24 protein-coding genes are annotated in these 25,862 nt (G+C 41.9%); 8 read left to right on the plus strand and 16 right to left on the minus strand.

Annotated features, from left to right (window positions below; genetic code table 11):
• Positions 1–81: 81 nt before the first annotated feature.
• Positions 82–1,116, plus strand: a complete 1,035-nt coding sequence (locus tag RE474_RS06925) for a methionine synthase (RefSeq protein WP_309309662.1) — start codon at positions 82–84, stop codon at positions 1,114–1,116.
• A gap of 44 nt (positions 1,117–1,160) precedes the next feature.
• Here the strand turns inward: RE474_RS06925 and RE474_RS06930 are convergent, their stop codons facing one another.
• Both RE474_RS06930 and RE474_RS06935 read right to left on the minus strand, forming a co-directional pair.
• Positions 1,161–3,077, minus strand: a complete 1,917-nt coding sequence (locus RE474_RS06930; RefSeq protein ID WP_309309663.1) for a S8 family serine peptidase — start codon at positions 3,075–3,077, stop codon at positions 1,161–1,163.
• A gap of 90 nt (positions 3,078–3,167) precedes the next feature.
• Positions 3,168–4,190 carry a stage II sporulation protein M gene (locus tag RE474_RS06935; protein WP_309309664.1) on the minus strand — a complete coding sequence of 341 codons (1,023 nt, stop codon included), beginning with the start codon at positions 4,188–4,190 and terminating at the stop codon, positions 3,168–3,170.
• Positions 4,191–4,313: 123 nt separating this feature from the next.
• On the opposite strand from RE474_RS06935, the gene RE474_RS06940 reads away from it, so the two are divergent.
• Positions 4,314–5,057: an RAD55 family ATPase gene (locus tag RE474_RS06940; RefSeq protein ID WP_309309665.1), complete on the plus strand. Its 744-nt coding sequence runs from the start codon at positions 4,314–4,316 to the stop codon at positions 5,055–5,057.
• 12 nt (positions 5,058–5,069) lie between these two features.
• The gene (locus tag RE474_RS06945; protein ID WP_309309666.1) at positions 5,070–5,585 is read left to right on the plus strand and encodes a hypothetical protein; all 516 of its coding nucleotides are present in this window, start codon (positions 5,070–5,072) and stop codon (positions 5,583–5,585) included.
• Positions 5,586–5,606: 21 nt separating this feature from the next.
• Here RE474_RS06945 and RE474_RS06950 read toward each other — a convergent pair whose 3' ends face one another.
• From RE474_RS06950 to RE474_RS06985, 8 genes are all read right to left on the minus strand, one after another.
• Positions 5,607–6,644 (minus strand): EF-Tu/IF-2/RF-3 family GTPase, encoded by a 1,038-nt coding sequence (locus RE474_RS06950; protein ID WP_309309667.1) that lies wholly within the window; start codon positions 6,642–6,644, stop codon positions 5,607–5,609.
• A gap of 53 nt (positions 6,645–6,697) precedes the next feature.
• Complete coding sequence (locus RE474_RS06955; RefSeq protein WP_309309668.1) at positions 6,698–7,864, minus strand: RNA ligase; 1,167 nt, start codon at positions 7,862–7,864, stop codon at positions 6,698–6,700.
• Positions 7,865–7,880: 16 nt separating this feature from the next.
• Complete coding sequence (locus tag RE474_RS06960) at positions 7,881–8,657, minus strand: CBS domain-containing protein (protein WP_309309669.1); 777 nt, start codon at positions 8,655–8,657, stop codon at positions 7,881–7,883.
• A gap of 37 nt (positions 8,658–8,694) precedes the next feature.
• Positions 8,695–9,540, minus strand: coding sequence for a CBS domain-containing protein (locus RE474_RS06965; protein WP_309309670.1), 846 nt, complete (start codon positions 9,538–9,540; stop codon positions 8,695–8,697).
• Between the two features lie 234 nt (positions 9,541–9,774).
• Complete coding sequence (locus RE474_RS06970; RefSeq protein ID WP_309309671.1) at positions 9,775–9,933, minus strand: hypothetical protein; 159 nt, start codon at positions 9,931–9,933, stop codon at positions 9,775–9,777.
• Positions 9,934–10,061: 128 nt separating this feature from the next.
• Complete coding sequence (locus tag RE474_RS06975; protein ID WP_309309672.1) at positions 10,062–10,217, minus strand: hypothetical protein; 156 nt, start codon at positions 10,215–10,217, stop codon at positions 10,062–10,064.
• Positions 10,218–10,263: 46 nt separating this feature from the next.
• Positions 10,264–10,872: a CBS domain-containing protein gene (locus tag RE474_RS06980; protein WP_309309673.1), complete on the minus strand. Its 609-nt coding sequence runs from the start codon at positions 10,870–10,872 to the stop codon at positions 10,264–10,266.
• Between the two features lie 233 nt (positions 10,873–11,105).
• The gene (locus RE474_RS06985) at positions 11,106–12,236 is read right to left on the minus strand and encodes an OB-fold nucleic acid binding domain-containing protein (RefSeq protein ID WP_309309674.1); all 1,131 of its coding nucleotides are present in this window, start codon (positions 12,234–12,236) and stop codon (positions 11,106–11,108) included.
• Positions 12,237–12,502: 266 nt separating this feature from the next.
• Here RE474_RS06985 and RE474_RS06990 point away from each other — a divergent pair, with 266 nt between their 5' ends.
• Positions 12,503–13,141 (plus strand): RNA 2'-phosphotransferase, encoded by a 639-nt coding sequence (locus RE474_RS06990; protein ID WP_309309675.1) that lies wholly within the window; start codon positions 12,503–12,505, stop codon positions 13,139–13,141.
• A gap of 2 nt (positions 13,142–13,143) precedes the next feature.
• Here the strand turns inward: RE474_RS06990 and rtcA are convergent, their stop codons facing one another.
• Positions 13,144–14,157 carry an RNA 3'-terminal phosphate cyclase gene (gene rtcA, locus RE474_RS06995; protein WP_309309676.1) on the minus strand — a complete coding sequence of 338 codons (1,014 nt, stop codon included), beginning with the start codon at positions 14,155–14,157 and terminating at the stop codon, positions 13,144–13,146.
• On the minus strand, positions 14,154–15,521 hold the full coding sequence (locus RE474_RS07000; RefSeq protein ID WP_309309677.1) for an FAD-dependent oxidoreductase: 1,368 nt from the start codon (positions 15,519–15,521) through the stop codon (positions 14,154–14,156). The genes rtcA and RE474_RS07000 overlap by 4 nt, the downstream gene beginning before the upstream one ends.
• 618 nt (positions 15,522–16,139) lie before the next feature.
• Here RE474_RS07000 and dnaG point away from each other — a divergent pair.
• Together dnaG and RE474_RS07010 are read left to right on the plus strand one after the other, a co-directional pair.
• Positions 16,140–17,513 (plus strand): DNA primase DnaG, encoded by a 1,374-nt coding sequence (gene dnaG / locus RE474_RS07005; RefSeq protein WP_309309678.1) that lies wholly within the window; start codon positions 16,140–16,142, stop codon positions 17,511–17,513.
• Between the two features lie 271 nt (positions 17,514–17,784).
• Positions 17,785–18,069, plus strand: coding sequence for a UPF0058 family protein (locus RE474_RS07010; protein ID WP_309309679.1), 285 nt, complete (start codon positions 17,785–17,787; stop codon positions 18,067–18,069).
• A gap of 65 nt (positions 18,070–18,134) precedes the next feature.
• On the opposite strand, the gene RE474_RS07015 is transcribed toward RE474_RS07010, so the two are convergent.
• Both RE474_RS07015 and arcS read right to left on the minus strand, forming a co-directional pair.
• Positions 18,135–18,593: a GNAT family N-acetyltransferase gene (locus RE474_RS07015; RefSeq protein WP_309309680.1), complete on the minus strand. Its 459-nt coding sequence runs from the start codon at positions 18,591–18,593 to the stop codon at positions 18,135–18,137.
• A gap of 12 nt (positions 18,594–18,605) precedes the next feature.
• Positions 18,606–20,450, minus strand: coding sequence for an archaeosine synthase subunit alpha (gene arcS / locus RE474_RS07020; protein WP_309309681.1), 1,845 nt, complete (start codon positions 20,448–20,450; stop codon positions 18,606–18,608).
• A gap of 85 nt (positions 20,451–20,535) precedes the next feature.
• On the opposite strand from arcS, the gene RE474_RS07025 reads away from it, so the two are divergent.
• Positions 20,536–21,918, plus strand: coding sequence for an FAD-binding oxidoreductase (locus tag RE474_RS07025; protein WP_309309682.1), 1,383 nt, complete (start codon positions 20,536–20,538; stop codon positions 21,916–21,918).
• Positions 21,919–21,920: 2 nt separating this feature from the next.
• Positions 21,921–22,979 carry a (Fe-S)-binding protein gene (locus RE474_RS07030; RefSeq protein ID WP_309309683.1) on the plus strand — a complete coding sequence of 353 codons (1,059 nt, stop codon included), beginning with the start codon at positions 21,921–21,923 and terminating at the stop codon, positions 22,977–22,979.
• Positions 22,980–23,041: 62 nt separating this feature from the next.
• Here the strand turns inward: RE474_RS07030 and RE474_RS07035 are convergent, their stop codons facing one another.
• Together RE474_RS07035 and RE474_RS07040 are read right to left on the minus strand one after the other, a co-directional pair.
• Positions 23,042–23,887, minus strand: a complete 846-nt coding sequence (locus RE474_RS07035; RefSeq protein WP_309309684.1) for a hypothetical protein — start codon at positions 23,885–23,887, stop codon at positions 23,042–23,044.
• Between the two features lie 105 nt (positions 23,888–23,992).
• Positions 23,993–25,795, minus strand: a complete 1,803-nt coding sequence (locus RE474_RS07040; protein WP_309312220.1) for a YgiQ family radical SAM protein — start codon at positions 25,793–25,795, stop codon at positions 23,993–23,995.
• Between the last annotated feature and the right edge of the window lie 67 nt (positions 25,796–25,862).

Genomic DNA, 25,862 nt, shown 5'->3' on the forward strand with positions numbered 1-25,862 from the left:
AGCTTGCATGCTGGTTCTAAACTCTGTTTTTACAAACTACACTCAAAACTTATAAGTTAAATACTGGCTAATAAGATTGGCATGGCAGAGATTATCTTTGATGACATTGGCAGTTTTCCTCTTCCGGCAGGTACATCCAAAGAGTGGATGGCTGGAAAGTTCTCTGAGAAGAAAAGTGATGCAGATCTTTTTAAGGTCATAAATGATGCTTTCATGATGAAAGTGGAAGCTGGTGTAGAGGTACCAACATATCCACAGTATCAGGACATGAACGAGCAGTTCCTTTCTATCATCAGGGATCCAGAGTGTACAGAAGAACCTTTCAAAGTCAAAGTATCAGATGCCCGTATAATTGAACTCGAAGCCATCTCTGAAGTTGCAAAAGCCTACAGGGAAGAAAGCGGAGAAAAGCTCAATGTCCGTGTATGTGTGACCGGTCCACTGGAACTCTATCTTAAGGAGTTTGGCGGAACTGAATATGTGGACATATTGAACCTTCTTGGAGAAAGTGTTGACCGCTTCGTTAAGAACTCACTTTCTGTTGCCAAAGATTTCAATATTAAAACAGTTTCAATTGACGAGCCAAGTATAGGCATAAATCCACAGGTAATGTTCTCTGATAATGATCTCACAAAAGCCATGGACATTGCATGCAGTTCAGCTAAAAAGGCCGGTTGCGACGTGGAAATCCACCTTCATTCACCACTGCATTACAAACTTGCCTGTCAGACAGAGAACATCAGTGTCATAGGTGTCGAATCAGCAGCTACACCTTCTTATCTTGATCTTATAGACAAAAAAGAACTTGAAGCCACCGATTCCTATCTCAGGGTTGGAATTGCAAGAACAGATGTTTTCAATCTTGTTTCTGTACTTAATGATAAATACAGCACAAATGTCTGGAAAGAAACCCAGTATTTCCCTGAGATAATAACTGATATGGAAACCCCGGAGATTATCTCAAAGAGACTCTCAAAGGCATATTCCATATTCGGAGAAGCTATCAAATATGCAGGTCCGGATTGTGGCCTTGGAGCATGGCCTTCCCAGGAGATAGCTGCTCAGTTATTGAGTAATGTTGCAGAAGGAATGAGTGATTTCAGGAAAGGGTTGTAAAAAAAGTTAGTGCCCTTTTGGACACTACTTGTTTTATTGGATTATTACACAGTCACTCCGTTCACACTATCAACCACAAAGTCGAAATTAGGGTCTGTTCCATCTGGATACTTTGCTGTATCTGAGATAACAATTGCTTGTCCATTTCCATCTGTTGTTCCCTCGTCGACATCACTTGTTAAACCTTCCCAGTGTCCGTGAACATCTGCACCTGAAATCGGGTTTCCATTATTATCCTTTACAGTGATCGTTGCTTCTACATGAGCAAAAACATTTGTTCCTGCACTTTTAGTTATTATCGGGACACCTACGTCAACAGTAACAATAACTTCCGGCTGGGGTGTTCCAGATTCACTTATGCTTATAGTTCCTGTTGCAGTATCTATTGCACCATCATCATCGGTAACTGTTAGAATTACATTATAGTTTGCAGGTTCAGAATATGAATACTCTATTATTGGGGTATCAGTAGTAGTATCTACATTTCCATCGCCATCAAAGTCCCATGAATATGAAGCAATTGTTCCATCAGGATCATCTGAATTAGAAGCGTCAAATCTGATTGTATCACCAACTTCTGCAGTTGTAGTTGAGATTGCCATTGATGCTATAGGTGCTTGGTTTTCTTCAACGGGTAGTTCATTGAAATAATTCAGAGCAGCATAAGCATCCACAATTCCGTATCCTGAATAGATGTCCCATCCATCCGTGTAAATATCCTTGGCAGTGTTCTCTATTGCAGCTCTTACATTGTCTGGACCACTAACTCCATTTGCAATAAGAAGGGCTGCAACACCTGCAACATGTGGTGTTGCCATAGATGTTCCCTGATAGAAGAAGTAGTTGAAATATGTGGTTTCATCATCATTCACGCCAAAAGTATTTTGGAGTATACCATCGCCATAACCATCTTTATTTAGATCTTTGCGAATATCTCCGCCAGGTGCCATTACATCAAGAGCTTCTCCATAATTTGAATAGTATGCCCGGCGACCCGAATAATCGGTTGCACCAACAGCAATACAGTTCTCATCGGCAGCAGGATAGGCTACTATTCCCTTTTTATCATTTCCTGCAGCTGCAACAATGGTGACTCCGTTATCGTGTGCATAATCAAGTGCCTGATCTAGTATACCATTCTCTCCATCTGGGTCGTATCCTGGAGACCAACCAAGGCTCATGCTTATAACATCTGCACCACTATCGGTTGCATATTTTATACCCTCCACTAGTTGCGTGAGTTCTCCGCTTCCTTCATTGTCAAGGACTTTTACTGGCATGATAGAACAATCATATGCAATTCCTGCAACACCTTTTCCATTATTGGTACTCTGAGCTATTGTTCCAGTGACGTGTGTTCCATGTCCATTGTCATCGCTTGCATCACCATCATTGTTAACAAAATCTTTCTCTAGTACAAATGAAGTTCCATCGAGATCAGGAGCATTTTTGGCAACCCCAGTATCTAATACCGCTACAATGACACCGATACCAGTTGAGATGTCCCATGCAGGTTCAACGTTAATACCATATTCTGTGTTGAAGTTCCACTGATAAGGATAATATGAATCATCAGGCACCATTGCTGCATACATAATGGAATTCGGTGAAGCAGACTTCACATTAGGATTCTTGCTGTAAATCTCCACCATCTCTTCAACAGACTTTGTTTTTGGTATCTTTAGAACCTTGAAGTCTGCATATTGACTTGTGTAAGTTACAGTTGCTCCGTTCTTAGAGTTCATAGCGTTTATCTTTGCCTCGGACACCCCAGGATTGAACTGTACTACTATTTCTCCCGGCACGTAAGGCAGCTCATACGCAACATTGGGCAATGCAACTTCAAGATTATCTTCAAAACTGTACGCTTTGGAACTGGCAGCCATGGCGGATGTCATTGTTCCTGCTACTAGCATGCTGATAGCTAGAGCTATGAAAAATGTTTTTAAGTACCTATCCAACTCTACCACCTTAATAGATGTTCATTAAGCAATTTGTTGAATCAAATATAAATACCTAATTTTATAGCTTACAAATATAATTATCAACTATCATGCAAGAAATGGTTCAAGACTTCCATCAATTGTCGTCATCACTTTATCCACGATTCCAAGTGTTACATAGGTCTCTATATAAGCTGCAAGAAGAAGCGCCACAATAATCAATACTACCATTTTCCATGTATATGTTGAAAGAAGGTAATCTTTTGTTGTCTTAAAAACGTACCTGGAATCTCGCAGAAGACTTTCAATCTCATCCCCGGTAAAAAGCTTGTTTTTGATAACCTCATGTGCCTGGATATAAGCAAAATGATATCCGACTGCTCCTGCCACAAGGATTGTAGGGATTTCAATGATTCCATGTGGTATTATCGAAATAAAGAAATACACTACATTATAGAATAGTCCAAGGAGTATTCCTCTGGTACCAAACAAATCAAATCCTGTTAGTGCACCATTAAAAGTAAAATATGCAAGCAGAATTCCCATAAGCATTCCATTTACTATCAGTATCAAAAGAGGTACTGTGTACGGGAGCATGTATGAGAACATGCGATACTCATATTTTCCATATCCACAATATTGCCATATTGTACCTTCTTTTTCCTCATTCTCATTTTTTATTTGTAGCATGTCCGGGTCAAGAGACGATGCGATACGGATGAGTATCTTATATAATGGCATCATTGTCTTTTCCATAAGAATGGAAATATTGGCATAATGTCTGTTCTTAGGTCTCATGGCAATATCACCTATCAGAAGTTTGTGTATCATCATGAAAAGACCTGTGCCAATAACTGCACAGCATGCTGCAATGCTGTTAAAGAAAAAGATCGCCCACATGGGGTTAATATAATTCGAGGTCACCTCAACTTTGGATGTTGCTGCAGAAGCAGTGCTCATGATAACTTCGCTTACAGGTTCCGGCTCTGCAAAAAGGAATGTCAGGACATAAGCTATCATAGCAAGGATAAATGCAAAAAATACGGATAACAGAAATACCCTGCAAGTCCATACGATATCCTTTGTACCGATATTGAACCTGTTAATATTTTTGTTCTCTTCATTTCCCATGTGCAGCACTTTTACCAGTTTTTATATTATCGATGCATTGAAATACTTTATGCATTATATAATTGTATTACTATATTACTATACCAGTATATTACTATTCATCACGTTTGGGAAGTATGATCAATGCGAATACCTACAGGAATAGAAGGTTTTGATGACCTTGTACAGGGCGGTTTGCTTACAGAGAGGGTTTACGTGCTTAGTGGCCCTCCTGGAAGTGGAAAAACAACTTTTGGAGTTCAGTTCCTTGCCAGCGGTGCAAGTGCAGGGGAAGTAGGACTTTATGTGACCCTGCTGGAATGTCCGCAGAACATTATTAACGACATGTCAAATTACGACATGAATGTTCCCGGTTTGATCAAAATGAAAAAGCTCTTGTTTGCTGATCTTGGTCCTCGTATGGAATATGGCTATATGGATGAAGTTAACGAGTTCATAACCACAGATTATGATGTAGGGACAAGTTCAATTGAGACAGAAGCTCCATCCCCTTCTATTGTATTTAAAGAGATAGCTGCCTATGTCTCAGAATATGATGTAAAAAGGCTCGTAATTGATTCAGTATCAGCTATCCGTTTTACAACAAGGGACCTGTCACTTCAGGAAAAAGAAATGAGCAGGTTCATGCGCAATCTCAAGAAACTGGGTTGCACGACATTGATACTATCTGAAATGACTGATCCGACTGCCTATTCTACAGAACAGTTCGCTGCTCATGGTGTAATATTCATGCATAATTTCCTATATGACAGGACCATGACCCGTGCTATACAGGTCATTAAGATGCGTGGAACAAAACATGATTGTAATATGAGAAGTGTTCACTTCTCTGAAAATGGATTGAAAGTAGAAGGCTATCTTGAATGACGGTTGTCTGTTATGGTAAGGATATTCAAAAAACAGGATGATGAGAAGAAAGAACTTCCTCATGAAGGAAAAGTCCAGCTTGCAGATGCTGCACGAAGACTCGGTTTTGAAGTCGGTTATCATCGACATTCAGAAATTGGATGGGTCCGTGAAAAGCTGGTACAAATATACAGCTTTGCCGAGCAATATGGTCTCCAGGATTTTGTAAAAGAAAATTACAATAATGGAAAAGAGGAGGGTGCTAAGGCAAAGGACCGTGATACAAAGTCCGGGCTTTCCAGAATGGTCAGCAGTAAGGTTGAATCTGAAGCTCCTCCAAATTTCACAACAGAGAGAACTAAGACTGAGTATACAGTTTCTAATATTAAGTCTGGTTACAACAATGCTGATTATTCATTTTCCGGTTCATTAGACATGACAAACCAGCCTACGCTTGTAGATCTTCCCAACAATATAGAAAGAGCTAAAGTTGTGGAAAGGCCATCATTCCTGGAAGGTGCAAAGCATCTGACGCCCAGGAAAAGATGATAAATTGTTCAAAAAAAGTAGTTATTGTTCATGCCCGTAGGCGATGAACCTTTGTTTTTCATCCAGGTTGGAAAGAATGAATCTGTCAGTTTTGATGTAGGAAATTTCCTTTGTTCCTTCAAGTTTTAATGTGTATTCTTTTCCGGGATTTGCAGCTTCAACTGTGTTTCCACCTTCAGTGATTTCCACAACTCTTACAGGTGAGGACTGGAGTCCAACGTAAAGGTGTAACATATCATTTACATTGAATGACTTTGCAAGAGGTGAAACTCTGCAATTTAACACAAAGTTTGTTGCAACTGTCTCTTCTTTTGAGACAACAAATCCCCTGTCAATGTCTTTGGACTGGATTCCTTTCAGTGCAAGTCCGACCCTGGCACCTGCCGGAGCAGATTTCACATCTACATCGTGCATCTGTATTGACCTGATCTCAAGCTCTTTCTTTGTAGGATACGCGATCATTTTATCCTTCATGTTGATTGTTCCCTGTTCAACAACACCAAGGACAACACAACCGATACCAGTCACGTTGAAAGACTGGTCTATCATAATTCTTGGGCTAAGTCCGTCAAGTTCTCTTAGTTCCTCGTCAACTTTAGCGCCCATCTCAAAAATGAGTGCTTTGAGTTCTTCCATTCCTTCAAAAGAAGTTGTGGAAATTGACATGTATTCCCAGTTCTCAAGTGCTGTTCCCTTTGTAATGTTCTGGAGCTTGGCTTTTAACTCGTCAATGGCAAATGGATAAGTTGAATCTGCTTTTGTAAGAACCACAATACCGTGTTTGTATTGCATAAGGTCAAGGGCAATGATGCATTCCGCTGCCTGTGGGTCAAGTCCCTGCGGTGGAATACATAAAAGTGCAATATCTGAGAGATTAAGTGCCGTAATAAGAGGTTTAACAGATACCGGGTAGCCGGTGGCATCAATGGTTGTGAGTATGCTGTCGTTCTTGGCATAATCGTACATTGTTACGTCAGTGACGTTACCTTTCTTTCCAAGTTTTCCGGCAAGAGTGGTCTTACCGCTTTTCTCACTTCCGATGATAGCAATCTTTGTCATGTAGGCACCTTTGTTGTGGTTTACGAATTAATCTATTCGGATATATGTCTTTTTCATGACCACAATTGACCTTCTAACATTGCAAGTGTCTTATCATTTGTGCTTTTATTCATTCTTCTGATCTCAGCCACATATTCATCCCCGATTTTCTTAATATCACCAAGTGCAATGTAGAGTCCGAACCGGTCAAGGTAATCTCTGTATTTGAAAATAGTCTCCCGGTCTTTTACACGTATGCGGAATTCATCAGAGATTCTTTCTCCGCTTTCCACCTGTTCAATTGTTTTTTTCATAGGGCGAAGAATGCTTTCTCCAAGTCTCAGGCACCTTTCCATGAAATCCTCTTCACTTTCAGCCCATTCATGTGACTGAAAGCCTTCACGTATGACTCTGGAGTACAGGTAATCTCTTCCGGCTTCGTTGTAGAATTTAAATGCCTGCCTTAGATCAGAACAATTACTTTCGGAACATGTGTATTTGATTGGTTGCAATACCATTGCCGGATCTTTGATAACAACTCCTTCCCGCCCTTTTTTTCCAAGTTCCCTGATAATCTCCATTATCTTTGAAGAAGCGCTATTGATGCTGAAATCTCCAAAGAGCCTTACCTGATTGAATCCATATTTATCAGCAAGTTCTCTTCTATGATGAACCGGCAGAGCTTCGCCTGTATTCTTGTAACGTATGTCAAAGACAAAGAAATCCAGAGATTCTATGCCATAGGCTTCTTTCTGGACATACGGATTTTCAGGTCCTGTCATTTCTCCATAGACCACAAGGTCCGGATACTCTCTGAAAAAATCCGGTTCAAGAAAATTCTGCACGCGTTCAGTGGAATAAGGGCACACATGACCGCTGCGAGTGAATGCAATAAGCTTTCCCCTGAATTCTATAACACGGACATTGTATCCGTTCATTTTCTCTTCAACGGCAACAGAAGAAATCTCACTGAAATTATTCAGCAGAGCTGGCTCAAGGAGCATTGCTCTTTTTATCTTTGGGAACCCACGCACCAGTTCAAAGGTTCCGTGGTGGTCAATGAGTACCGTCCCGTCTTCCATATGGGGTGCATGCCCCTGAAATCTGTAAATATCGTAGTATTCATCCCAATTGCGCTTAAGGTTTCCTTTTTCGATAAGTTCTGAAACCTTGGAAGGCGGAAGTTCCATGAACTCTGCCGCCTTTTCAATATTCAGTTTTGAAGTTTCGGAGTTTTTCATCTCCATTCACCCGGGTTTATTCAGCCATTCCCCGGATTACACTCCTCCTGGTGATAAGTCCTACCATGTGTCCTTCCAGATTGACGACCGGAACTCCTCCAAAATTCTCATCAAGCATCATCTTGACCGCATCACTTGTAGCCGTATTGGTATAAACGGTCTTAACACCCATCTTCATGATGTCTTCAACAATGAGGTTCTTGATTCGGGATTCCTGCTTATTTCCTTCCACAAGGTCACGGAAAGAACGCATTGCTTTTGCAATATCCTTTTCGGTTACGATTCCTACAAGTTTGTCTCCTTCCATAATTGGAACTCTTCCTATATCGTTGTCCAGCATTAGTCTCCTTACATGGCTGACACGATCTGCAGGTCCTGCAACAATTGGGTTCTTCTGCATGATCTCTCCGGCAAACCCAGTGAAATCGGTATTCTTAAGTATCTCGTTAGGTGTAACCCATCCTACTATCTGGTCATTTTCAACCACAACGGCTACTCCTCCATTCTTTACGAGGAGAGTTATAGCGTCAGTGACCTTCGTGTCCGGGAGTACCTTTACGAAATTATCGGATATTGCTGTGGCAACATGCAGGGAAGAAGCAGGCTTGCTTCCCTTCTTACGTGTTCCAAGTTCCTTTGTAAGGTTTCTCATCGTGAGTATTCCAAGCAGGTTTCCATCATGTTTCACCAGAAGACGTCTTGTTCCCTTCTTGTCCATAATGTCAAGTGCATGGGAAATTGTATCTGACTTATCTACGGCCATCGGCTCTGCCATAATTTCCTTTACTTCCATATCAATTCCTCTTCTTTGTTTTGTTTCTATGGTCTGCTTATCCTTGCTGTACTGCCTTGATTATATCGCGTCTGCTAATGAGTCCAACAATGTTGCCTCCATTAGAGACCGGAAGGGCAATTGTATGCTCTGTGAGCATCATCTTTGCTGCATTTGTTGCCTTGTTATTTGAGTCCATTATATGTGGAAGTTCTGTCATGATATCTTCTGCAACAAGAGGCACTTCCTTTACGTAGCGATACTCCTTCACACCAGCAGGTGTTGAGCGCCTTGTCATTTTAATGTTCTTTGAAGGAAGATTTCCCTCGTTATCAGACATCAGGTTGAATGCAATACTGGCTGTTGTGATCATTCCAACTGCTTCTTCAGCATCATCATTTACAATGACGAAATTGGTCTGGTTTTCCTCCATTTCGTTGATCACATGGTTGATTGTGTGGTGCCTGTGAACGAACACAACATCATCTTCTATTACTTCTGAAACCTTGGTTTTAATATCCTGCTCGGAGTAATACTTCATAATGTCCGTTCCTGTTACTATTCCAAGCACTTCTCTGTTCACAACAGCAAGTGAGTTTATTCCATTCTCTATCATGAGTTCACATGCCTGGGCGGGTGTAGCTCCAGGATAGATAGTGATGGGGTTCTCGTGCATTACCATACTCACCGGTATCTTGTCAATTGGTCTCCTTCTCCACATTGGCTCGGCCTGTGCAAGCCTCTTTCCAAGGTCTGTCTTTGTGACAATACCAACCATCTCTTCCTTTTCAGCTACCACAAGGGTGCTGATCTTATGCTTAAGCATAAGCTTTCTTGCATGTGCTACGGTTTCTTCCGGTGCTATGGTGTATACCGGTGAACTCATAATGTCTTTCACATTCATGTTGTTCCTCCTTTTTGGAAGCCTGAACTTCAAAACGTTCAGACCTGCAGGATATTTCTAATGTCTATTCTGCAAAGAGCAGTGCCTTTGTGGCTCTTCCTTGCTCTTTGATCTCAACTCTGCTCTAAACATGGATTTGGACCCGGACTCTCACAAGAGTACCAGTCCATTGTTTTTGATTACCACTTTAAGTGGCATTCCCGTTGGTATCGGGTTTTCTTCTCCACCTCCTTATCAACAATTAGCGTCAACTGATGCAGCAACATTTTCATGTACGCCGTTTATAAGTCCAAAAGGTATAGCTATGGCTCTGGAGTATTGTGTTTTTTGGTCTGTTATCAAGGATAGGGTGATTATTTTTCCCGTTTCAGCAACCTGATCTTTAATTTCCAATTAAATCACTGTGCTCCATAACATCGCAAAATTACTGTCTTATTATAGCAATAATGTACAGATGTTTTGCGAAAGACATTCCAACCTCTTGGTAAACGTTCCTACCTGCCGGTATAGTGAATATTTCCTCAAAATGCAGGTAATATTCTGTGCCTGTCTGCAGTAACAGTTAATAATCCAGCAAACACGAAATACCAGGAACTCACAATTTTTCCCGGTAGAAACACAGGTGTTGCTTTGAAGATCGATACATTTCTTCTTTTAGGATATATCGGGACAGACATTTGTTTCACCAACTTGAAGTGTCCTTAATCAGTTGACCAGTAAGAACTAGTCATAGTAACCTTCTTCCTCTTTACAGTCCTCACACAGCATCAATCCGTTAACATCCGTCAGGCTGTCTACCAGAGTTCCACAACGCTGGCAAATGCCACGTTCAAACTCCGGTTCATACTGGATGTTATTTTCATGGTGCAGTTCGATCATTCCTTCCAGAATTGTGTTCAGACCCGGAGCTATGGCTAGTATATCCCTGTCCGTTATCATTCCCACAATTTTGTCCCCTTCCATCACAGCAAGCCTTCTGATGTCAGACTTGACCATCATTTCAGCAGCTTCGATTATATTTGTCGTAGGCTTTATTGCTATGATCGGGGATGACATGATTTCTGCGACTGTCATCTCTGAGGGTAGTACATTTCTGGCTACGGTCTTTACCATAATGTCATGTTCGGTTATGATACCTATACTGTCACCATTTTCTGTAACAATAATGCTGCCAGTACCACTTCCTGCCATTCTGCTTGCAACATCAAGCACACTGGCAGTGGTATCAATGTCAAAAGTATCCTTTGACATTATTTCCCTGACCGTCATCTCATTCTGGATTTCCATTATGGAGACATCGGTTTCCATGCCATCATGAACATTCAAGACCATAAGACTCACCTCAGAATCCTGGATTAAAGGAATCGATTACCTATAGTCCACTAAATAAAATTGGACTTTTATTGTATATATAGGTGTTCGTGGATTCAAAGGCTCAACATGTAGCAGAAATAATATCTGAATATAATCAAAAAAGAAGCTTTATAGTTTGTTTTTTTAATTGAAAATGTAATTTCCGGATTAACTTAATCTGGCTATCCGGAATATATACTCTGTCTAATTTATTAATGGATGTTAATCCTTGTGCGGTTTCCTGCACTGAGCTCAATCTCATCGTTGAACCCGGATTTTGAGTATGCATCGATAATGTCAATGTTTGTATCGATATCAAGCTCATCAACAAGAAGTGCATGGTCACCCCAGAGAGCTATGCGTATCCTACCAGTGTCATCTGAAACGTATATGTTGGATACCATGTTCACTGTACCATCGTCACGATTGAATTCTCTTATTTCTCCAAGCCCGGAAACCTGTCCTGAGATGGAATATGATTCACCTGGAATTATGTCAGAGATTGGAGTGAAGCTTTCTTTGAATTCTACTTCCTCTTCTATCTTTTTGATTGTTCCGCGGTTTCCAACCTGCATTTCCACCTGCTGGTTGAAGTTGTTCTCTCTTGCATAGGCATTGATGATCTCAACAGAATCATCAACTTCGACCTGTTGTGTGAAATCTGTAAGTTCATCCCAGAGTGTGACTCTTATTTTTCCGGTCTCATCACCAATAAGGAGGTTTGCAACTTTACCTGTACTGCCATCTCTCTTGTTGAATGTCCTGATGTCAGAAATGTCAAGTACCCTTGCACGCAGGTTGATGTCGCCCATGCCGTTAGTTATATCTTTTATCTGCTTAGACTCGATACGTGCTTCGACCTTTTCATCACTTTCACAAAATACACCATTGTTACCAACATTAACCTCAACACCGGAGTATCCTTCTTTTACATATCCTGCTATCTGGAATGTCTGTCCGATCTCTATCTCGCCACTTTTTACAAGATCTGCCCTGTCATCCCATAATGTGAGTCGTATGGATCCTGTCTCATCAGCAACAATAAGGTTTGCAACCCTGCCGACTGTACCATCGTTCCTGTTGAATTCCTTTGCAGGATAAACGGTCATTACTTTAGCTATGAGCTTCACGTTTCCGCTGTTTGGTGTTATTTCTGAGATTCTCTGTATTTGCTGCTCTCCGCCTGTATCACTGACTCCAAGGTCATGTGCAACCAGCATAGCTGCTGTTCTTGTATCACAGAGTCCGCTCATCTGCTCTACTTTTTCTTCCACCTTGCGTGTAAAGTCATCTTTGCTGATGACGCCACCGAGTTTTTCATATATATCGTTTATCTCGTCCATGATAATACCCTGAAAATGAATAAAGTGATATGGAAATTGGATTTAGGTAGTTTATTATATTTTAAATATCCATTCTTTTATGTTAAACTAGTCTAAGTATCCTTTCAGATAAATTAATGTAACGAAAAAATCTGCAAATTATCAAATTTTGCTCTGTTTTTTATGTTCTTTGAACTGAGATCTTCCTTATCTTTTTAAGAGACTTGTATGATTCTTGCGTTATTTTAATAACTTATATTAATTATGAGATGTATTTGCAAGATATCATGATCCGTAAATGTAAAGAGCATGGCTATTTCAGGGGAGAAAGCTGCCCTGACTGTGGAGAAGAAGGACGTTATGTGCTGGATGATGATCGGGAAGAGAGGCTTGGGAGATTCATTTCCGGTGCGCTTAGACACTTCCCTGAAGATGTGGGTATAGAAATGGACCCTCAGGGATGGGTTGAACTTAACCAGCTCTGCGATGTCATGAAAAAGCGTTATAAGTGGGGTACAATGGAGCGTCTTATCTCTCTTGTTGAGTCAGACAGGAAAGGACGCTACGAAATAGATGATGGCTTTATCCGGGCAAGATACGGTCACTCAATAGAAGTAGACCTGATATCCGATTACCCCGATAATGATCTTACTTACCTGTATTACGGCGTGAGCCAGGAAGAAGCGGATATGCTTCTTGATAATGGAATATATCCTATCAGGCAATGTTACGTACACCTGAGCACTTCATTTGATAAGGCAAAGGAGGCTGCTTCGGTCCATACTGATAATCCGGTGATACTTGAGGTAGATGCGGAAACTGCACAGCAGGACGGAGTTGACATCGTTACTGTAAACGATGACATTGTTCTTGCAAGAGGCATTCCGCCTGAGTATATCAGTGTTGTAGAAGAATCCGAGGAATGACCTCATTCCACGGCAATCTCTACAGGCTCTTTTTTTTTACCGTAATTGATGCTGAACCTGACATCAAGCATTTTTTCAGTTATATGTATATTTGTCAGGCAATGTTTTGAAACTTCTCTTACTGTGAATGAACCTTCTCCGGCAAGTCCTAAATAAGGGATTAACTGGTCGGCAAGATGTACATCAACTTCAGCACCCGACAACAGTTCATCAAGCATTTCCTTAGCTGCATATTCCCCTACTTTCTCAGCAGGTAGCCCTTTTTTACCTATGCTCACAGAGCCGCAAAGGCCAGACCATAAAGTGATGCCGCTTCCGGTAGATCTGAAATTGTCTGAAGTGATGCCAATATCAGCTTCTTTGCCTGTTTCACCAATTATTTTTATTGCAGATTCAGCCTGCCTTTTTGCAACATGGTCTGGCAGTCTTGAGCAGTGTGATATCCCATGAATAATGTTATTCTCATTTTTGTTTTCAGATGTGCGATAGAATCCTTTCAATACAGAGGGAGTAATTTCAATTTCTGCGATTCCTCCTCCTTTTGGATAGTATCCACGTTCAATGAGAGTTATATCTGCCTGATATCCCATCATCTTCAGTGCTTTAAGAGTCACTTCTTTGAGGTAATCTATGGAAGGCGACCATGCAACGTCAGTTCCACCGGATATGCGTAGTTTTGTCTTTTCTTTTGCAAAGGCTGCAATGGGCATGATGGCCTGCATAAGAAGGGGTATGCTGCCAGCAGTTCCTATAGAAATAGTGTCATTCACCCCCTTTATTTCCGATGGAGAAAAGAATATATCAGTTGAACCGGGGAAAGCCCCCTTGATATCAGCATCGCATAACATTCCTGCAGTTTCAATGGACATGAGGTGCTGGGGTTTTAGTCCTTCCTTTGGACGGTTACGGCGTATGTTCGTTACATGGATGTCCTCTCCGATAATTGCGGAAAGAGCTATGGCTGTCCTGAGGATCTGGCCGCCACCTTCTCCGTATGAACCGTCTATTTCTATCATGTTTTCTTTCTCATCTTTTTCAATGCGCCTTTTGCGGCAAAACCTGTAGGGTCCTGAAGTGTAGCTACTGGCGGAGCATAGCAGGTCTCTATGTTTGCAAGCTCATGAACCGTTGTTCTCTTTTTGATGGCAAGTGTGAGAGCATCGATGCGTTCTTTTACTCCTTCTCCTCCTACCACCTGTGCTCCTGCGAGATATTCATCGCTGAATATGAGTTTGATGAAAAGCTTGCTTCCCCCGGGGTAATATTCAGCTCTGGTTGAGCCGGTTGCAAGTCCGGTTACTATTTTTATATCGTTCTCTGCCGCTTTTTTTGATGTGATTCCGGTGGTCCCTACCTGAAGTCCTCCTATTACTGCTACCCAGGGATTAAGTATCGGATCGAATTTGACAGGTTTTGATGTAAGGTTTTTTGTTATTGTTCCTGCCATTCTTCTAGCGTTGCTTGCTACCTGACTTAACATTGGCTTTCCGGTCATAAGCTCAAGAACTTCTATGCATTCTCCTCCGCAGTAGATGTCAGGGTGAAAAATGCCTGACACTGACGGATGGAGATAGTCATCAACTATTATTCCTCCGGTAGAGCCGATATCGATTCCTGCGTTTACTGCAAGTTCATTCTCTGGTGATACTCCAGTGGTGAATATCACAAGGTCTGCCGGGAAATCGGTGGAGCTAATTGTTACAGAGCTAACATTCTCTTCACCGTTCAATGCAGAGGGGACGTATCCTGTGATTACATTCACTCCCAGGGATTCGAGGTGCTCCTGCACGGCTTCAGCCATGTCCGGATCAACATTATGGGAAAGTATTGAATGACTTCTGTTCAAAAGAATGGTATTTATATTCCTTCTTGCAGTTGCAGCCGCCAGTTCAGTACCTATGGAACCTCCTCCTACAATAACAACCGAAGATGCATTTTTGAGTGCCTCCTCTATTCTCATGGCATCAGTAAGCGTTCTGAGCGTGAACACATTTCCAAGAGAGGTTCCTGGGATATTGGAAGGAATATCTGGTTTACTTCCGGTTGCAATTACTAATTTGTCAAAATGATATTTTTCTTCACCTGATGTAACGGTGCTTTCTTTGATATTTATAGAATCAATTCTTGTTCCAAGGTGCAGGTCTATACCCATGTCTTTTAAGATTTTTTTATCTCTTCTGATGAGTGTCTTAAAATCTTCTATTTCTCCACTAATGACAAAAGGCATACCGCACTGGCTATAAGCAGTATGCACATCTGCAGAAAATACGGTTACTGAGTAATCGCTGTGGCGTGTGAGGCTTGTGGCAACAGCCATGCCGACTGCTCCACCACCAATGATTATTATTTTTTGATTGTCATTGTTCTTTTCATCTGACATGGTCTTTTATAAGCTCGCATGAATATTAACTATGTTCCCTGAGACAAATCGGGATTCTGTAGTCAAAATAATTTGTGTTTTCGGTTTAAAATATCCAACAAACTCTGGAAAATGTCGACCCATAAGTTTATAAGAGTTTGAATTCTATTACTTAATGTAGTCATGATTATATGCCTACGTGTTCGATATAATATAGATACTGAGAACGAGGGTATCTTTCAATAATACAAATATAGTTTAGTCATTCGTAATCACTACGATTCAAAAAGGATCATCTACCGAAAAGGTATTCATAACATCACAAAGTGCTTACAGGTCAAAAGCTGCAGGTATTCAATGAGGGATTTGGAAATACTGCTTATTGGCCATGCCACAAAACAGTTTCAGTAGCTTATGCATACATTGCATGGTACTCACGCTGCTGTTGTTAGCTTGGCGTTGGTTTGGATTAAGTGGAAATCTTCATGTTTATTCATTGAAGTTGAAGTTTGAGTTCCATTATTCAGGTTACGCTATTCTGGACCTTCGATAAGATGACTTTGCGCAGTCATTACAACTTTTCTATTTTGTATTCCCGAATTGTTCCGGTATCATCATCACAAATTCGGAGTTTATCATATGCAAAATGCAGATACTACAAAATATATAATTCATTCAAAAATTAGCGCAGATGGAATAATAGAACGCCCGGATATAGTAGGTGCCATCTTTGGTCAGACCGAGGGTCTTCTTGGTTCCGATCTTGACCTTCGTGACCTTCAGAAAACAGGACGTATCGGCAGGATCGAGGTTGTTGTCGGTGCGAAAGGTGGAAAGACAAAGGGTACTATCCTTATTCCTTCAAGTCTTGACAAGGTTGAGACTTCAATCCTTGCAGCTTCACTTGAGACCATAGACAGAGTCGGTCCATGCAGCGCAAAGATAGAGGTTACTCATATAGAGGATGTCAGGGCTACCAAGCGTCACCAGATTATTGAGAGGGCTAAGTACATTTACAAGGGAATGTTCGATGAGAACCTTCCGGAATCCCAGGAGATTGCTGATGAAGTGCGCCAGTCTGTAAGGGTCGAGGAAATGCAGTATTTTGGCAAGAACAAGATACCATGTGGTCCTACTGTGTTTGATTCCGACGCTATTATCGTAGTTGAAGGCCGCGCAGACGTTCTTAACCTTTTGAAATACGGTATAAAGAATACTATTTGTGTTGGCGGTACAAATGTTCCTCCTGAAGTTGCCGAATTTACAAAGAAAAAGGATACTGTAACTGCTTTCACTGACGGTGACCGTGGAGGGGAGCTTATCATTAAGGAACTTGTCCAGGTTGCTAACATCGACTACATTGCAAGGGCACCTGACGGAAAGAGTGTCGAGGATCTTGTTCAGAAAGAGATTGTCAGGTCACTCAGGCAGAAAGTCCCTGTTGAGCAGGTAATTGACAAATATCTTGTCAAGGACCAGGGTTCATCCGATGACAATGGTCGTGTGCAGCGTTTACCTAAACGCAAGGAAAGAAGACCTGCTCCAACCCCTGCACCTGCTTCTGAAGTGAAGCGTGTTGCTACTTCTACTGTAAAACGAACTCCAAGAGATGCCCGTGGAAGGGATAACAGGAAGAAAGAACCAAGAGATCAACAGTCACGTGAAGATCGGGTTGCTGTTGAAAAGCAGGTTGAAGCTCCTAAGACTAAGGTTCCTGCCTCCCCGGAGAACAAGAGATTTAAAGATCATGCAAACGACCTGATAGGTACTTTTAGTGCACGTTTCCTTGATGGCAAGGATAATGTTGTCAATGAAACTGCTGTCAGGGATCTTGTAAGCACTCTCAAGGACTACGAGGCCGAAGTCAAAACAGTTGTGTTTGATGGTGTGGTTACTCAAAGGATTCTTGATATTGCTGCAGATAAAGGCATAGAACGCCTTATAGGTGCAAAAGTAGGCAGTGTTACCAAAAGACCTGCTTCTGTAAAAGTTCTTACTGCAGCTTCTCTATAAATTGATGTACTGTGCTTGCGCACAGTATATATATTTCTTATTTTTTATTGATTTTCTTTTTGGATCTTCTTATTTTATTAATGAGTTTTTCATGCAATCTCTCATGATTAATCATTGAGATAATTACGAAAATCTTATTTACTATGTATACGGAAGTTATTTCCGGGGGAAATACCTTTATTAGTAAATTTACCAACTAACATAAGTGCATTATTTTAAAGAGTGCACAAAATAACAGTAAATATTTAATTTTCAAATCAGGTTGGTTGGTATGCATAAAGATGAATTAATACAGTTGCACACATTAATGGCACAGATCAGAAGACACTTTGAGCACATGGGTATGGATACTCCATTCGCGGAGTATGACTCACTATCCATAAGTCCTCTGCATGTTCATAGGAGCAAGGCAGAGCACAAACATGCAATATTCGTTCTTGGTAACGACATTGCAGCAGCTCTTTCTCGGGATGACACTTCCGGAATAGGAAGGACATCTGAAAGGATGCATGAGCTTGCTATGAAGGCAGGCAGCCAGTTGTTACATACTAACTAGGCTATTCCTCCTTTTAACTTCTTTAATTTCCCATTGGAGACAGATATCCGGAATTAAAGTTGTGGTTAAATGGACAATGAGATTGATGGTGTCAGGCGCTTTTTCATAATGATGCCATCCTCTCCATCCGAATAATAGCCGTGTTGTACCCAGCAGGCTATAAAGTCCCTGCGTTTGTAAAAATCTTGGGCTCTTGTATTTGTTATTCTAACTTCCAGACTTGCAAATGTCAGAAGCTTGCATACAAACACTGAAAGGATGGCGTCCATAAGCCGGGCACCAATGCCCATGCTTCTGAATCCCTCTCTTACGGCAAGAGAAAAGATCCGTCCTTCTGTTTCAGATAGCTTATATCCTACAACAAATCCTGCTATGTAACCGTTGTATTCTGCAACAAGGAACCCTTCACTGTTCATTTCGTAGAAGTTCATATAAAGGAAAGGATTGTGTTCCGAGAAAGCTTGTGACTCTATCTCCAGAACCTCTTCGAAATCTGATGGCTCAAAGTTCCTTATTACTAACATCTGAAATCACTATTATTCGAGCTTTTTTACGTGGCGCAGATCAACTGCAACTCCACGGTTTGATCTTCTCATCTCATCTCCGTTCATATTTGCTCTTCCGACTGCAATTGCTTTTTCTCCGATGATTATAACCTCATCATTTGGTCTGATCAACGGATCTGCATCAATAACGCCAGGTGCCAGAAGAGAGCCACGCGGCACAAAGTCATCTATTTTAACGGTATATCTGCCTTGTTCCTGAAGGGCTTTTGCCCCTTCTATGGTAATGGCCAGTGTTCCATATTGCGGTATAAGTGTTATAAGCTGTTTTTTCCCGACAAATATCTGGTGTTTGGGGAATGGTCCTTTGACAGTTGAACCTTCAGGAACAAGAATATCTCCGGAACCTTTGCCGAACTGGTAGTCTGCAACAGCTTTCATGAGGTCTTTCTGTGTCTGCTCATGTCCGCGTTTTCTTCCGGTACAGAGTTCTGACACTGTTTTGCTGAGATTTTTCAGTGATTCCGGTGATGAAACATTACCAAGACTCGTATATATTATATTTATACCAAGCTTTTCTGCAACCATCTCACATATAACACGGTATGCATCTTCAACATGTGCAACAATACTTGTGTATTTGTGCTTTGTCAGGTAATCTTCAAGACAGGACGCTACCCATTCCCTTTCTTCTGCATCCCAGTAACCTGTTACTGTAGTATCATAATGCGCAGCAGGATATGTTAGTTCCAGTTCCCTTGGGACAATTCCAAGAGGGGATGTGATTATTACCTCATGGACGAATTTCCTGCTCTTGCCAAGAGCATTGATGAATTTCCAGTGTGAGTTTGAAGTGGAATATGGTTTTCTGGCAGAACATGGTAGCAGTAGCAGCACATCAGATGCAGGAGGTGTGTATCTTTCCTGAATCCTTTTAGCATATCTTACGATCTCTGCCCTGTTCTGCGATTCTCCACAGGTGGCAACCAGTGTGTTATTCCTTGCAATAGCATTCTGGCTTTCCACAAAGTCATACTCTGCATCAGTAAGTCTCATAAGTGCCGTAAGCCAGGTGTTCACTCTGCACTGTCCTTCAATATACTCACGCAGAGTTCCTGCACGTATTCTTTCCCTTACAAGTGCAGCTTCCGCTTCCATGGCGTTGATGTTGTGTTTTTCAAGAATTGCTGCACGGCTCTTTTTATCCATGGCCCTGAGGCTTGTCAGGTCAGTGGATGAGCATGCACTGCATCGGCATGGCAACTCTGCAAGTGAATCAAGATAGAACTGCCCGGCAGTTGTAAGGTAAATATCGTTGTGTCCGGCAACTATTGCTTTGGTATTATCAAAGACATCGACTCCGAGGTAGATCAGCATTGCCAGATTTTCAGGAATTGCTATGTTAGGTGCATAAATTGCAGTATCAGGAGCGATGTTCTTTTTCATTTCTAAAAGAACACTGAGAAAAGCTCTTGCATTGTTCTCAAAGCATCCGGCTCCTTCCATAACGTACAGGTCATGCTCTTTTACCTGCTGTCCGGTTATGTAAATAGCTCCGGTAGCACCAGAGTCTTCCATTCCCTCGGCTTTCTCAACCAGTTTGATTGTCACATTCTTTGGAGCTTCCGGTGTAAGGTCCTGATGTGGAAGTATTATAAGCGCATCTTCACCGGTTTTTTGTCTTATTTCCCTGAGATGTTCCTGAGCTTCTTCAAAGCCGGGATATTTCCAGAGTGATCCGCCGTCTATTATCGGGCTTTCAGGCTTACCCAGGCTTCTTGTATCTATAATATAAGGTGTACGGATATCTTCCTTCAATAGGAATTTCCCTATCCTTGCAGCACCGTCCCGCTGCTGTACCTCAAAGTATCGTGTCATTGCTGTGTAATAGGCTTAGTCAGATGTAAATGTTTGCCTTCACCAAAAACTATAAATCTCACTATTCCACTTAAAAAACGATTCCATGCAAAAATCCGATTTACTTAAAAAACTGCAGGAAATAGTAGGAGATGAGCACGTTTCCGCATCAGCTGCAGAACTTTATTGTTATTCATGTGATGCCTCACAGATAAGGGGCATGCCTGATTTTGTTATCAGGCCTGTAAGTACTGAACAGATATCGAAGATAGTCAGTCTTGCAAATGAGAATGAGATTCCTGTAACCGCAAGAGGTGCGGGTACAGGACTTGCCGGAGGGGCTGTTCCGGTAGAAGGCGGCATTGTACTTGACATGTCAAGCATGAACAGAATACTTGAAACAGACCTTGACAATCTTCAGGTAACCATCGAGCCGGGTATTGTCCAGGAAAAACTGAATCAGGCACTTGAACCATATGGTCTTTTCTTCCCACCGGACCCTGGAAGTTCAGCAATGTGTACCCTTGGTGGGCTTATTGCAAACAACGGAAGTGGAATGCGCTCTGTAAAATACGGAACCACCCGCAACTATGTGCTTGGACTTGAAGTTGTTCTTGCGGATGGAACTGTGATCAATACAGGTTCCAAGGCATCAAAATCAGTTGCAGGTTATTCACTCACTGATCTTTTTGTAGGATCAGAAGGTACACTTGGTATTATCACAAAAGCTACTCTAAGACTAAGGGCACTTCCAAAGGAACGTTCGGTCTTGCTTGCTTCTTTTGAAGATCCAGAACTTGCAGGTCAGGCAGTAGTAAAAGTCCTCTCCTCAGGAATCGTTCCTTCTGCATGTGAAATTCTTGACAGGAATATCATAGAGGCAATTAACACATTTGACCCTAAGATCGGCTTGCCAAAAGCAGGTGCCATCCTGATGTTCGAGGTGGATGGAACTGAGAACACGGTCCGTGAAGGAATAGAAATGATAAAGGATGCATGCAGCACCCTTGCAACAAGTATCAGGGCAGCTTCGGACAAGAAGGAAAGAGATGAGATATGGGCTGCCAGAAGACTTGTAGGAGCGGCGGTTTCCAGACTGGATCCACTCCGCACCCGTGTTTATGTAGGTGAGGACATCGGTGTCCCGATAAAAGAGCTTCCTGGAATGCTTCACAAGGTACGTGAGATATCTGAAGAGTTCAAGCTTCCCATCATGACTTACGGTCATATAGGTGATGGAAATCTTCACACAGGAATGTGCATAGATGTGCTAAGCGATGCTGAATGGGAGAAGCTGAACAAGGCTGCTGACAAAATACACCGCACTGCTATAGGTATTGGCGGAACGGTCACTGCAGAGCATGGAGTTGGCAGTGCCAGAGCAGCGTATCTTGACCTTGAACTTGGAAAAGCTCTTGATGTAATGATATTGATTAAAAACGCACTGGACCCGAAGGGTATTCTCAACCCGGGTAAGATGGGGGTCTGAAAATGAACGATACAGACATGCGTTCTATACTGAAATGTGTACGTTGTGGTACATGCCGTGCAGTATGCCCGGTTTTTGAAGTGAACGGCTGGGAATCATCAGGTTCACGTGGCCGTATGCTTGTAGCACATGGGATATCCCAGGGACTTGAGGTAGACCAGGGTGTCTTCGATAGTATTAACACCTGTACTACATGCGGACTTTGCGAACAGATCTGTCCTTCAGGTGCATCTCCTGTCAAGGTTATAGAAAACTTAAGGCACCAGCTTGTGCTTCAGGGTAAGATGACAGATGCACAGAAGCTGATACGCACAGATGCTCTTGAAAAAGGAAACCCTCTTGGTGAGTCTAAGGACAGGATGGCATGGTTGGGTGATTCCAGAAATGACCTTCCTGAAAAGTCAGAATATGTATTCTTTGCAGGTTGTCTTGCATCTTACCGCTATCCGGAGATTACAAAGAAGACATTTGATATCCTGAGGAAGTTCGGAGTAACTGTACTTGAAGAAGAAGTTTGCTGTGGTTCCCCACTTCTGAGAACCGGCTCTGACCCATCCGAGCTTATGTCAAAGAACCTTGAGCAGATCAAAAAGATAGGTGCTCACACAGTTATCACAGGCTGTGCAGGTTGCTATACAACCTTGAAGAATGATTTCCCGGAAGAATTGAATGTTCTCCATGTTACTGAGTTCCTTGCAGACCGTCTTGATGAGCTGGACCTGAAAAAACTTGACTTGAAAGTTACTTATCATGACCCATGTCACCTTGGAAGGTGCAATGGTGTATTCGACGCTCCAAGGCAGATCATAAAATCAGTCTGTTATCTTGAGGAAATGAAGAGCAACAGGGAAAAATCCAAATGTTGCGGAGCAGGTGGTGGAGTCTTAAAAGGTTATCCTGAACTCTCACTTGAACTCTCAAAGAACAGGCTTGAAGAGATACCAAAGGATGTTGACTATCTGGTAACTGCATGCCCTCTTTGCCGCACAAATCTCAAACGTGGTGGCCCAAAGGTTGATGTTCTTGATGTTATCGATCTGCTTGAAATGGCTATGGGATAGCCATTTTAGTTTTATTCCCACTCTTTTTTAATTGCTTTTTAAAAAAGGAAAAGAGCATGAGTTTATGCTCTCTTTATTTTCCTGCCAAGCGCCAGAGCAAATACTGCTACTAATGCTTCAAATCCCGGAATAGGCAGACTGTTTTCAGCATTATTAGTTGGTTCTTCAACAACTTCCTGCACAGATTCCATTTCTGTATCCTCATATCCGTTCATTTTTCGAAGTTCTGCATAGTCCAGGTTGAGTCTTTTGCTGGCAAGATAAGCAGGATATTGCCCGGACTCGGTATTTCCTCCAAGAACTTCATATATTATGCAGGAACCATCATCTGACCAGTAGACTTCGTAGATTACTGATTTTTCCCATTCCATTGGTGTGTCTTTAGTACTTTCTATGTAGAATGGTGTGAGTTCTCTGTGCAGTAGGGTATTGTTGTGAACAGAGCAGATATCTATGGCGTATTGGGCATTTCTGCCGTCATCGAAGAAAACTGCCCTTGGTGCTGCGTACATCTTGCTGTCAGGAGAAAAAGCGACTCCATAATAGCTCATTGTAATTATGTTCTTGATATTGGCCTCTGTTCCCGCAACAGTATCATTAATGACATAATCTTCAACCCCTACTCCATTTTCGGAATCAAGTGCCTTTTTGTATACATTGTGATTTCCATCAGGACTTGTTGTTGTTCTAGGGGTAAGTCTGTAGTTAAGGTGTATCTGTGAATGCTCTCCATCCTCGCTGTACACAACTATCTGATGTGCCTCTAAACTATCAGGGTTCGTGTATGATTTGGAATAGAACATATTCTCAGTCACAGTCTCATCTATGCTTATGACCGGGCTCGCCAGAACAGTAGATGTCTGGATAATAATCAACAATAGCAATGGTGCCAACAACTTATACTTCATAGCGTAACTTCCATTTTTCTTTGAAAAATATACGTTTGAAGTACAGTAAACTAATATATGTTAAAAAGATAACGATTTTATTCTAAAAGGTAATGGTAATTAGTATTACCATCCTCTTTTACCTCCTTTCTTGCGGCTTATCAGGCAGTTCCAGGAATTCCCAACAAGATCGAGCCGGTTGGCACGCTTCAATCCTTCATACACCAGATTATAGTTCCCTGGCTCACGGTAGTGAAGCATTGCTCTCTGTATGCTTTTATCTTTCTGGGAAGTTGCCACATATATCTTCTTCCCGGTGAAAGGATCGATTCCTGTATGGAACATGCATGTTGCCGCAGTCATGGGAGTAGGGGTAAAATCCTGAACCTGCTTGGTATAGCGTCCGGTATCCCTGATATATTCAGCAGTTTCTATCATGTCATTAAGAGTACATCCCGGATGACTTGACATAAGGAAAGCAACAAGATACTGGTCTTTGCCAAGTTTCTCATTTATCTCCTTGAATTTTTCTTCGAATTTCTCGAATACTTCCCTGTCAGGTTTTTTCATGGCATCGGTAACTTTGTCGCAATAATTTTCAGGTGCAACCTTCAGTTGCCCGCTTACGTGGTGAGCACATAGTTCTTCCATGTATTCTTCATCAAGCAGCGCAAGGTCATAGCGCACACCATATCCTACAAAGACCTTCTTAATCCCTGGAATTTCCCTGAGCCTGCGCATAAGCTCGATGAGTTTCTTATGACTTGTATTAAGTGACGGGCAGGCTTTCGGATAGATACAGATCTTGTCCTTACATACACCTTTGTCTTCCCAGTTCTTGCAGTCCATTCCATACATATTGGCAGACGGACCACCTAGTCCGTTTATAGTACCTTTGAAATCTTTTATTTCGGTGAAACCTTCTGCTTCCCTGAGAATTGATTCCATGCTGCGGCTGCGTATCATTCTTCCCTGATGCAGGGCAATGGCACAGAAAGAACAGGCACCGAAGCAACCTCTGTGTGTGTTAATGGAGAATCTGACCATATCAAGTGCGGGGACAGGTTCATCGTATGACGGATGCGTCTCTCTGGTGAATGGAAGTTCATAAACGTGGTCCAGCTCTTCAGTTGTGAGTGGGCGCATGGGTTTATTCTGTATTATGACTGTCTTTGGATGGACCTGGATAATGGCGTGTCCTTTAATGTGGTTCTGTTCCTGATAAACCGTTTTGAATGCGCTTGCATAGAGTTCTTTGTTCTTTGATACTTCTACATAAGGCGGGATTTCTATCCTGCTCTCAAGCAATTCATCTTTTTTCTCTTTCCATGTCTTGATGTCCATTTTCCAGACAGTTCCATCAATGTCTGTGATATCCGATACAGGAATCCCTTTGTTGAGTCTGTCTGCGATCTCAAGTATCTGTAGTTCGCCCATTCCATAAACAATGAGGTCTGCAGGAGCGTCTGCAAGTATTGACTGGCGTACTTTGTCAGACCAGTAATCATATTGCGCGAAGCGGCGCAAGGATGCTTCAATTCCTCCGATTATCCTCGGAGTATCAGGATAAGCTTCTTTCAGGCGGTTGGAGTAAACAATGGATGCACGGTTAGGTCTTAATCCTGCTTCATTACCGGGGGAATATGCGTCATCATGTCTGAGTCGTTTTGATGGTGTGTAGTTGCTTACCATTGAATCAGTGTTACCTGCACTGATAGCAAAGAAAAGACGTGGTTTTCCAAGTTTCTTGAATTCCTCTACATCATCCCATTTTGGCTGTGCAATAACTCCTACTCTGTAACCTGCGTCCTCAAGAACTCTGCCAATGATGCTGGTACCAAATCCTGGATGATCCACATATGCATCACCTGTGACAATAATTACGTCAAGTTCGTCCCAGCCTTTCTTTTTTGCTTCTTCAAGGCTCATGGGCAGGAACTTTGCCGGGTCTGCCATTTTGTTATTCTTGACATTCTTGCCGTTATTATTTCTTTTT

Origin of the sequence: Methanolobus sediminis, from assembly GCF_031312595.1 — an archaeon.
In the GTDB taxonomy this organism is placed as follows: Archaea; Halobacteriota; Methanosarcinia; order Methanosarcinales; family Methanosarcinaceae; genus Methanolobus; species Methanolobus sediminis.

Bases quoted from the DNA above. Each gene is read 5' to 3' on its own strand.
- RE474_RS06925 (WP_309309662.1), top strand. From the start codon at position 82: ATGGCAGAGATTATCTTTGATGACATTGGCAGTTTTCCTCTTCCGGCA.
- RE474_RS06935 (WP_309309664.1), bottom strand. From the start codon at position 4,190: ATGGGAAATGAAGAGAACAAAAATATTAACAGGTTCAATATCGGTACA.
- RE474_RS06940 (WP_309309665.1), top strand. From the start codon at position 4,314: ATGCGAATACCTACAGGAATAGAAGGTTTTGATGACCTTGTACAGGGC.
- RE474_RS06945 (WP_309309666.1), top strand. From the start codon at position 5,070: ATGGTAAGGATATTCAAAAAACAGGATGATGAGAAGAAAGAACTTCCT.
- RE474_RS06950 (WP_309309667.1), bottom strand. From the start codon at position 6,644: ATGACAAAGATTGCTATCATCGGAAGTGAGAAAAGCGGTAAGACCACT.
- RE474_RS06955 (WP_309309668.1), bottom strand. From the start codon at position 7,864: ATGAAAAACTCCGAAACTTCAAAACTGAATATTGAAAAGGCGGCAGAG.
- RE474_RS06960 (WP_309309669.1), bottom strand. From the start codon at position 8,657: ATGGAAGTAAAGGAAATTATGGCAGAGCCGATGGCCGTAGATAAGTCA.
- RE474_RS06965 (WP_309309670.1), bottom strand. From the start codon at position 9,540: ATGAATGTGAAAGACATTATGAGTTCACCGGTATACACCATAGCACCG.
- RE474_RS06975 (WP_309309672.1), bottom strand. From the start codon at position 10,217: ATGTCTGTCCCGATATATCCTAAAAGAAGAAATGTATCGATCTTCAAA.
- RE474_RS06980 (WP_309309673.1), bottom strand. From the start codon at position 10,872: ATGGTCTTGAATGTTCATGATGGCATGGAAACCGATGTCTCCATAATG.
- RE474_RS06985 (WP_309309674.1), bottom strand. From the start codon at position 12,236: ATGGACGAGATAAACGATATATATGAAAAACTCGGTGGCGTCATCAGC.
- RE474_RS06990 (WP_309309675.1), top strand. From the start codon at position 12,503: ATGATCCGTAAATGTAAAGAGCATGGCTATTTCAGGGGAGAAAGCTGC.
- rtcA (WP_309309676.1), bottom strand. From the start codon at position 14,157: ATGATAGAAATAGACGGTTCATACGGAGAAGGTGGCGGCCAGATCCTC.
- RE474_RS07000 (WP_309309677.1), bottom strand. From the start codon at position 15,521: ATGTCAGATGAAAAGAACAATGACAATCAAAAAATAATAATCATTGGT.
- dnaG (WP_309309678.1), top strand. From the start codon at position 16,140: ATGCAAAATGCAGATACTACAAAATATATAATTCATTCAAAAATTAGC.
- RE474_RS07010 (WP_309309679.1), top strand. From the start codon at position 17,785: ATGCATAAAGATGAATTAATACAGTTGCACACATTAATGGCACAGATC.
- RE474_RS07015 (WP_309309680.1), bottom strand. From the start codon at position 18,593: ATGTTAGTAATAAGGAACTTTGAGCCATCAGATTTCGAAGAGGTTCTG.
- arcS (WP_309309681.1), bottom strand. From the start codon at position 20,450: ATGACACGATACTTTGAGGTACAGCAGCGGGACGGTGCTGCAAGGATA.
- RE474_RS07025 (WP_309309682.1), top strand. From the start codon at position 20,536: ATGCAAAAATCCGATTTACTTAAAAAACTGCAGGAAATAGTAGGAGAT.
- RE474_RS07030 (WP_309309683.1), top strand. From the start codon at position 21,921: ATGAACGATACAGACATGCGTTCTATACTGAAATGTGTACGTTGTGGT.
- RE474_RS07035 (WP_309309684.1), bottom strand. From the start codon at position 23,887: ATGAAGTATAAGTTGTTGGCACCATTGCTATTGTTGATTATTATCCAG.
- RE474_RS07040 (WP_309312220.1), bottom strand. From the start codon at position 25,795: ATGAGCCTTGAAGAAGCAAAAAAGAAAGGCTGGGACGAACTTGACGTA.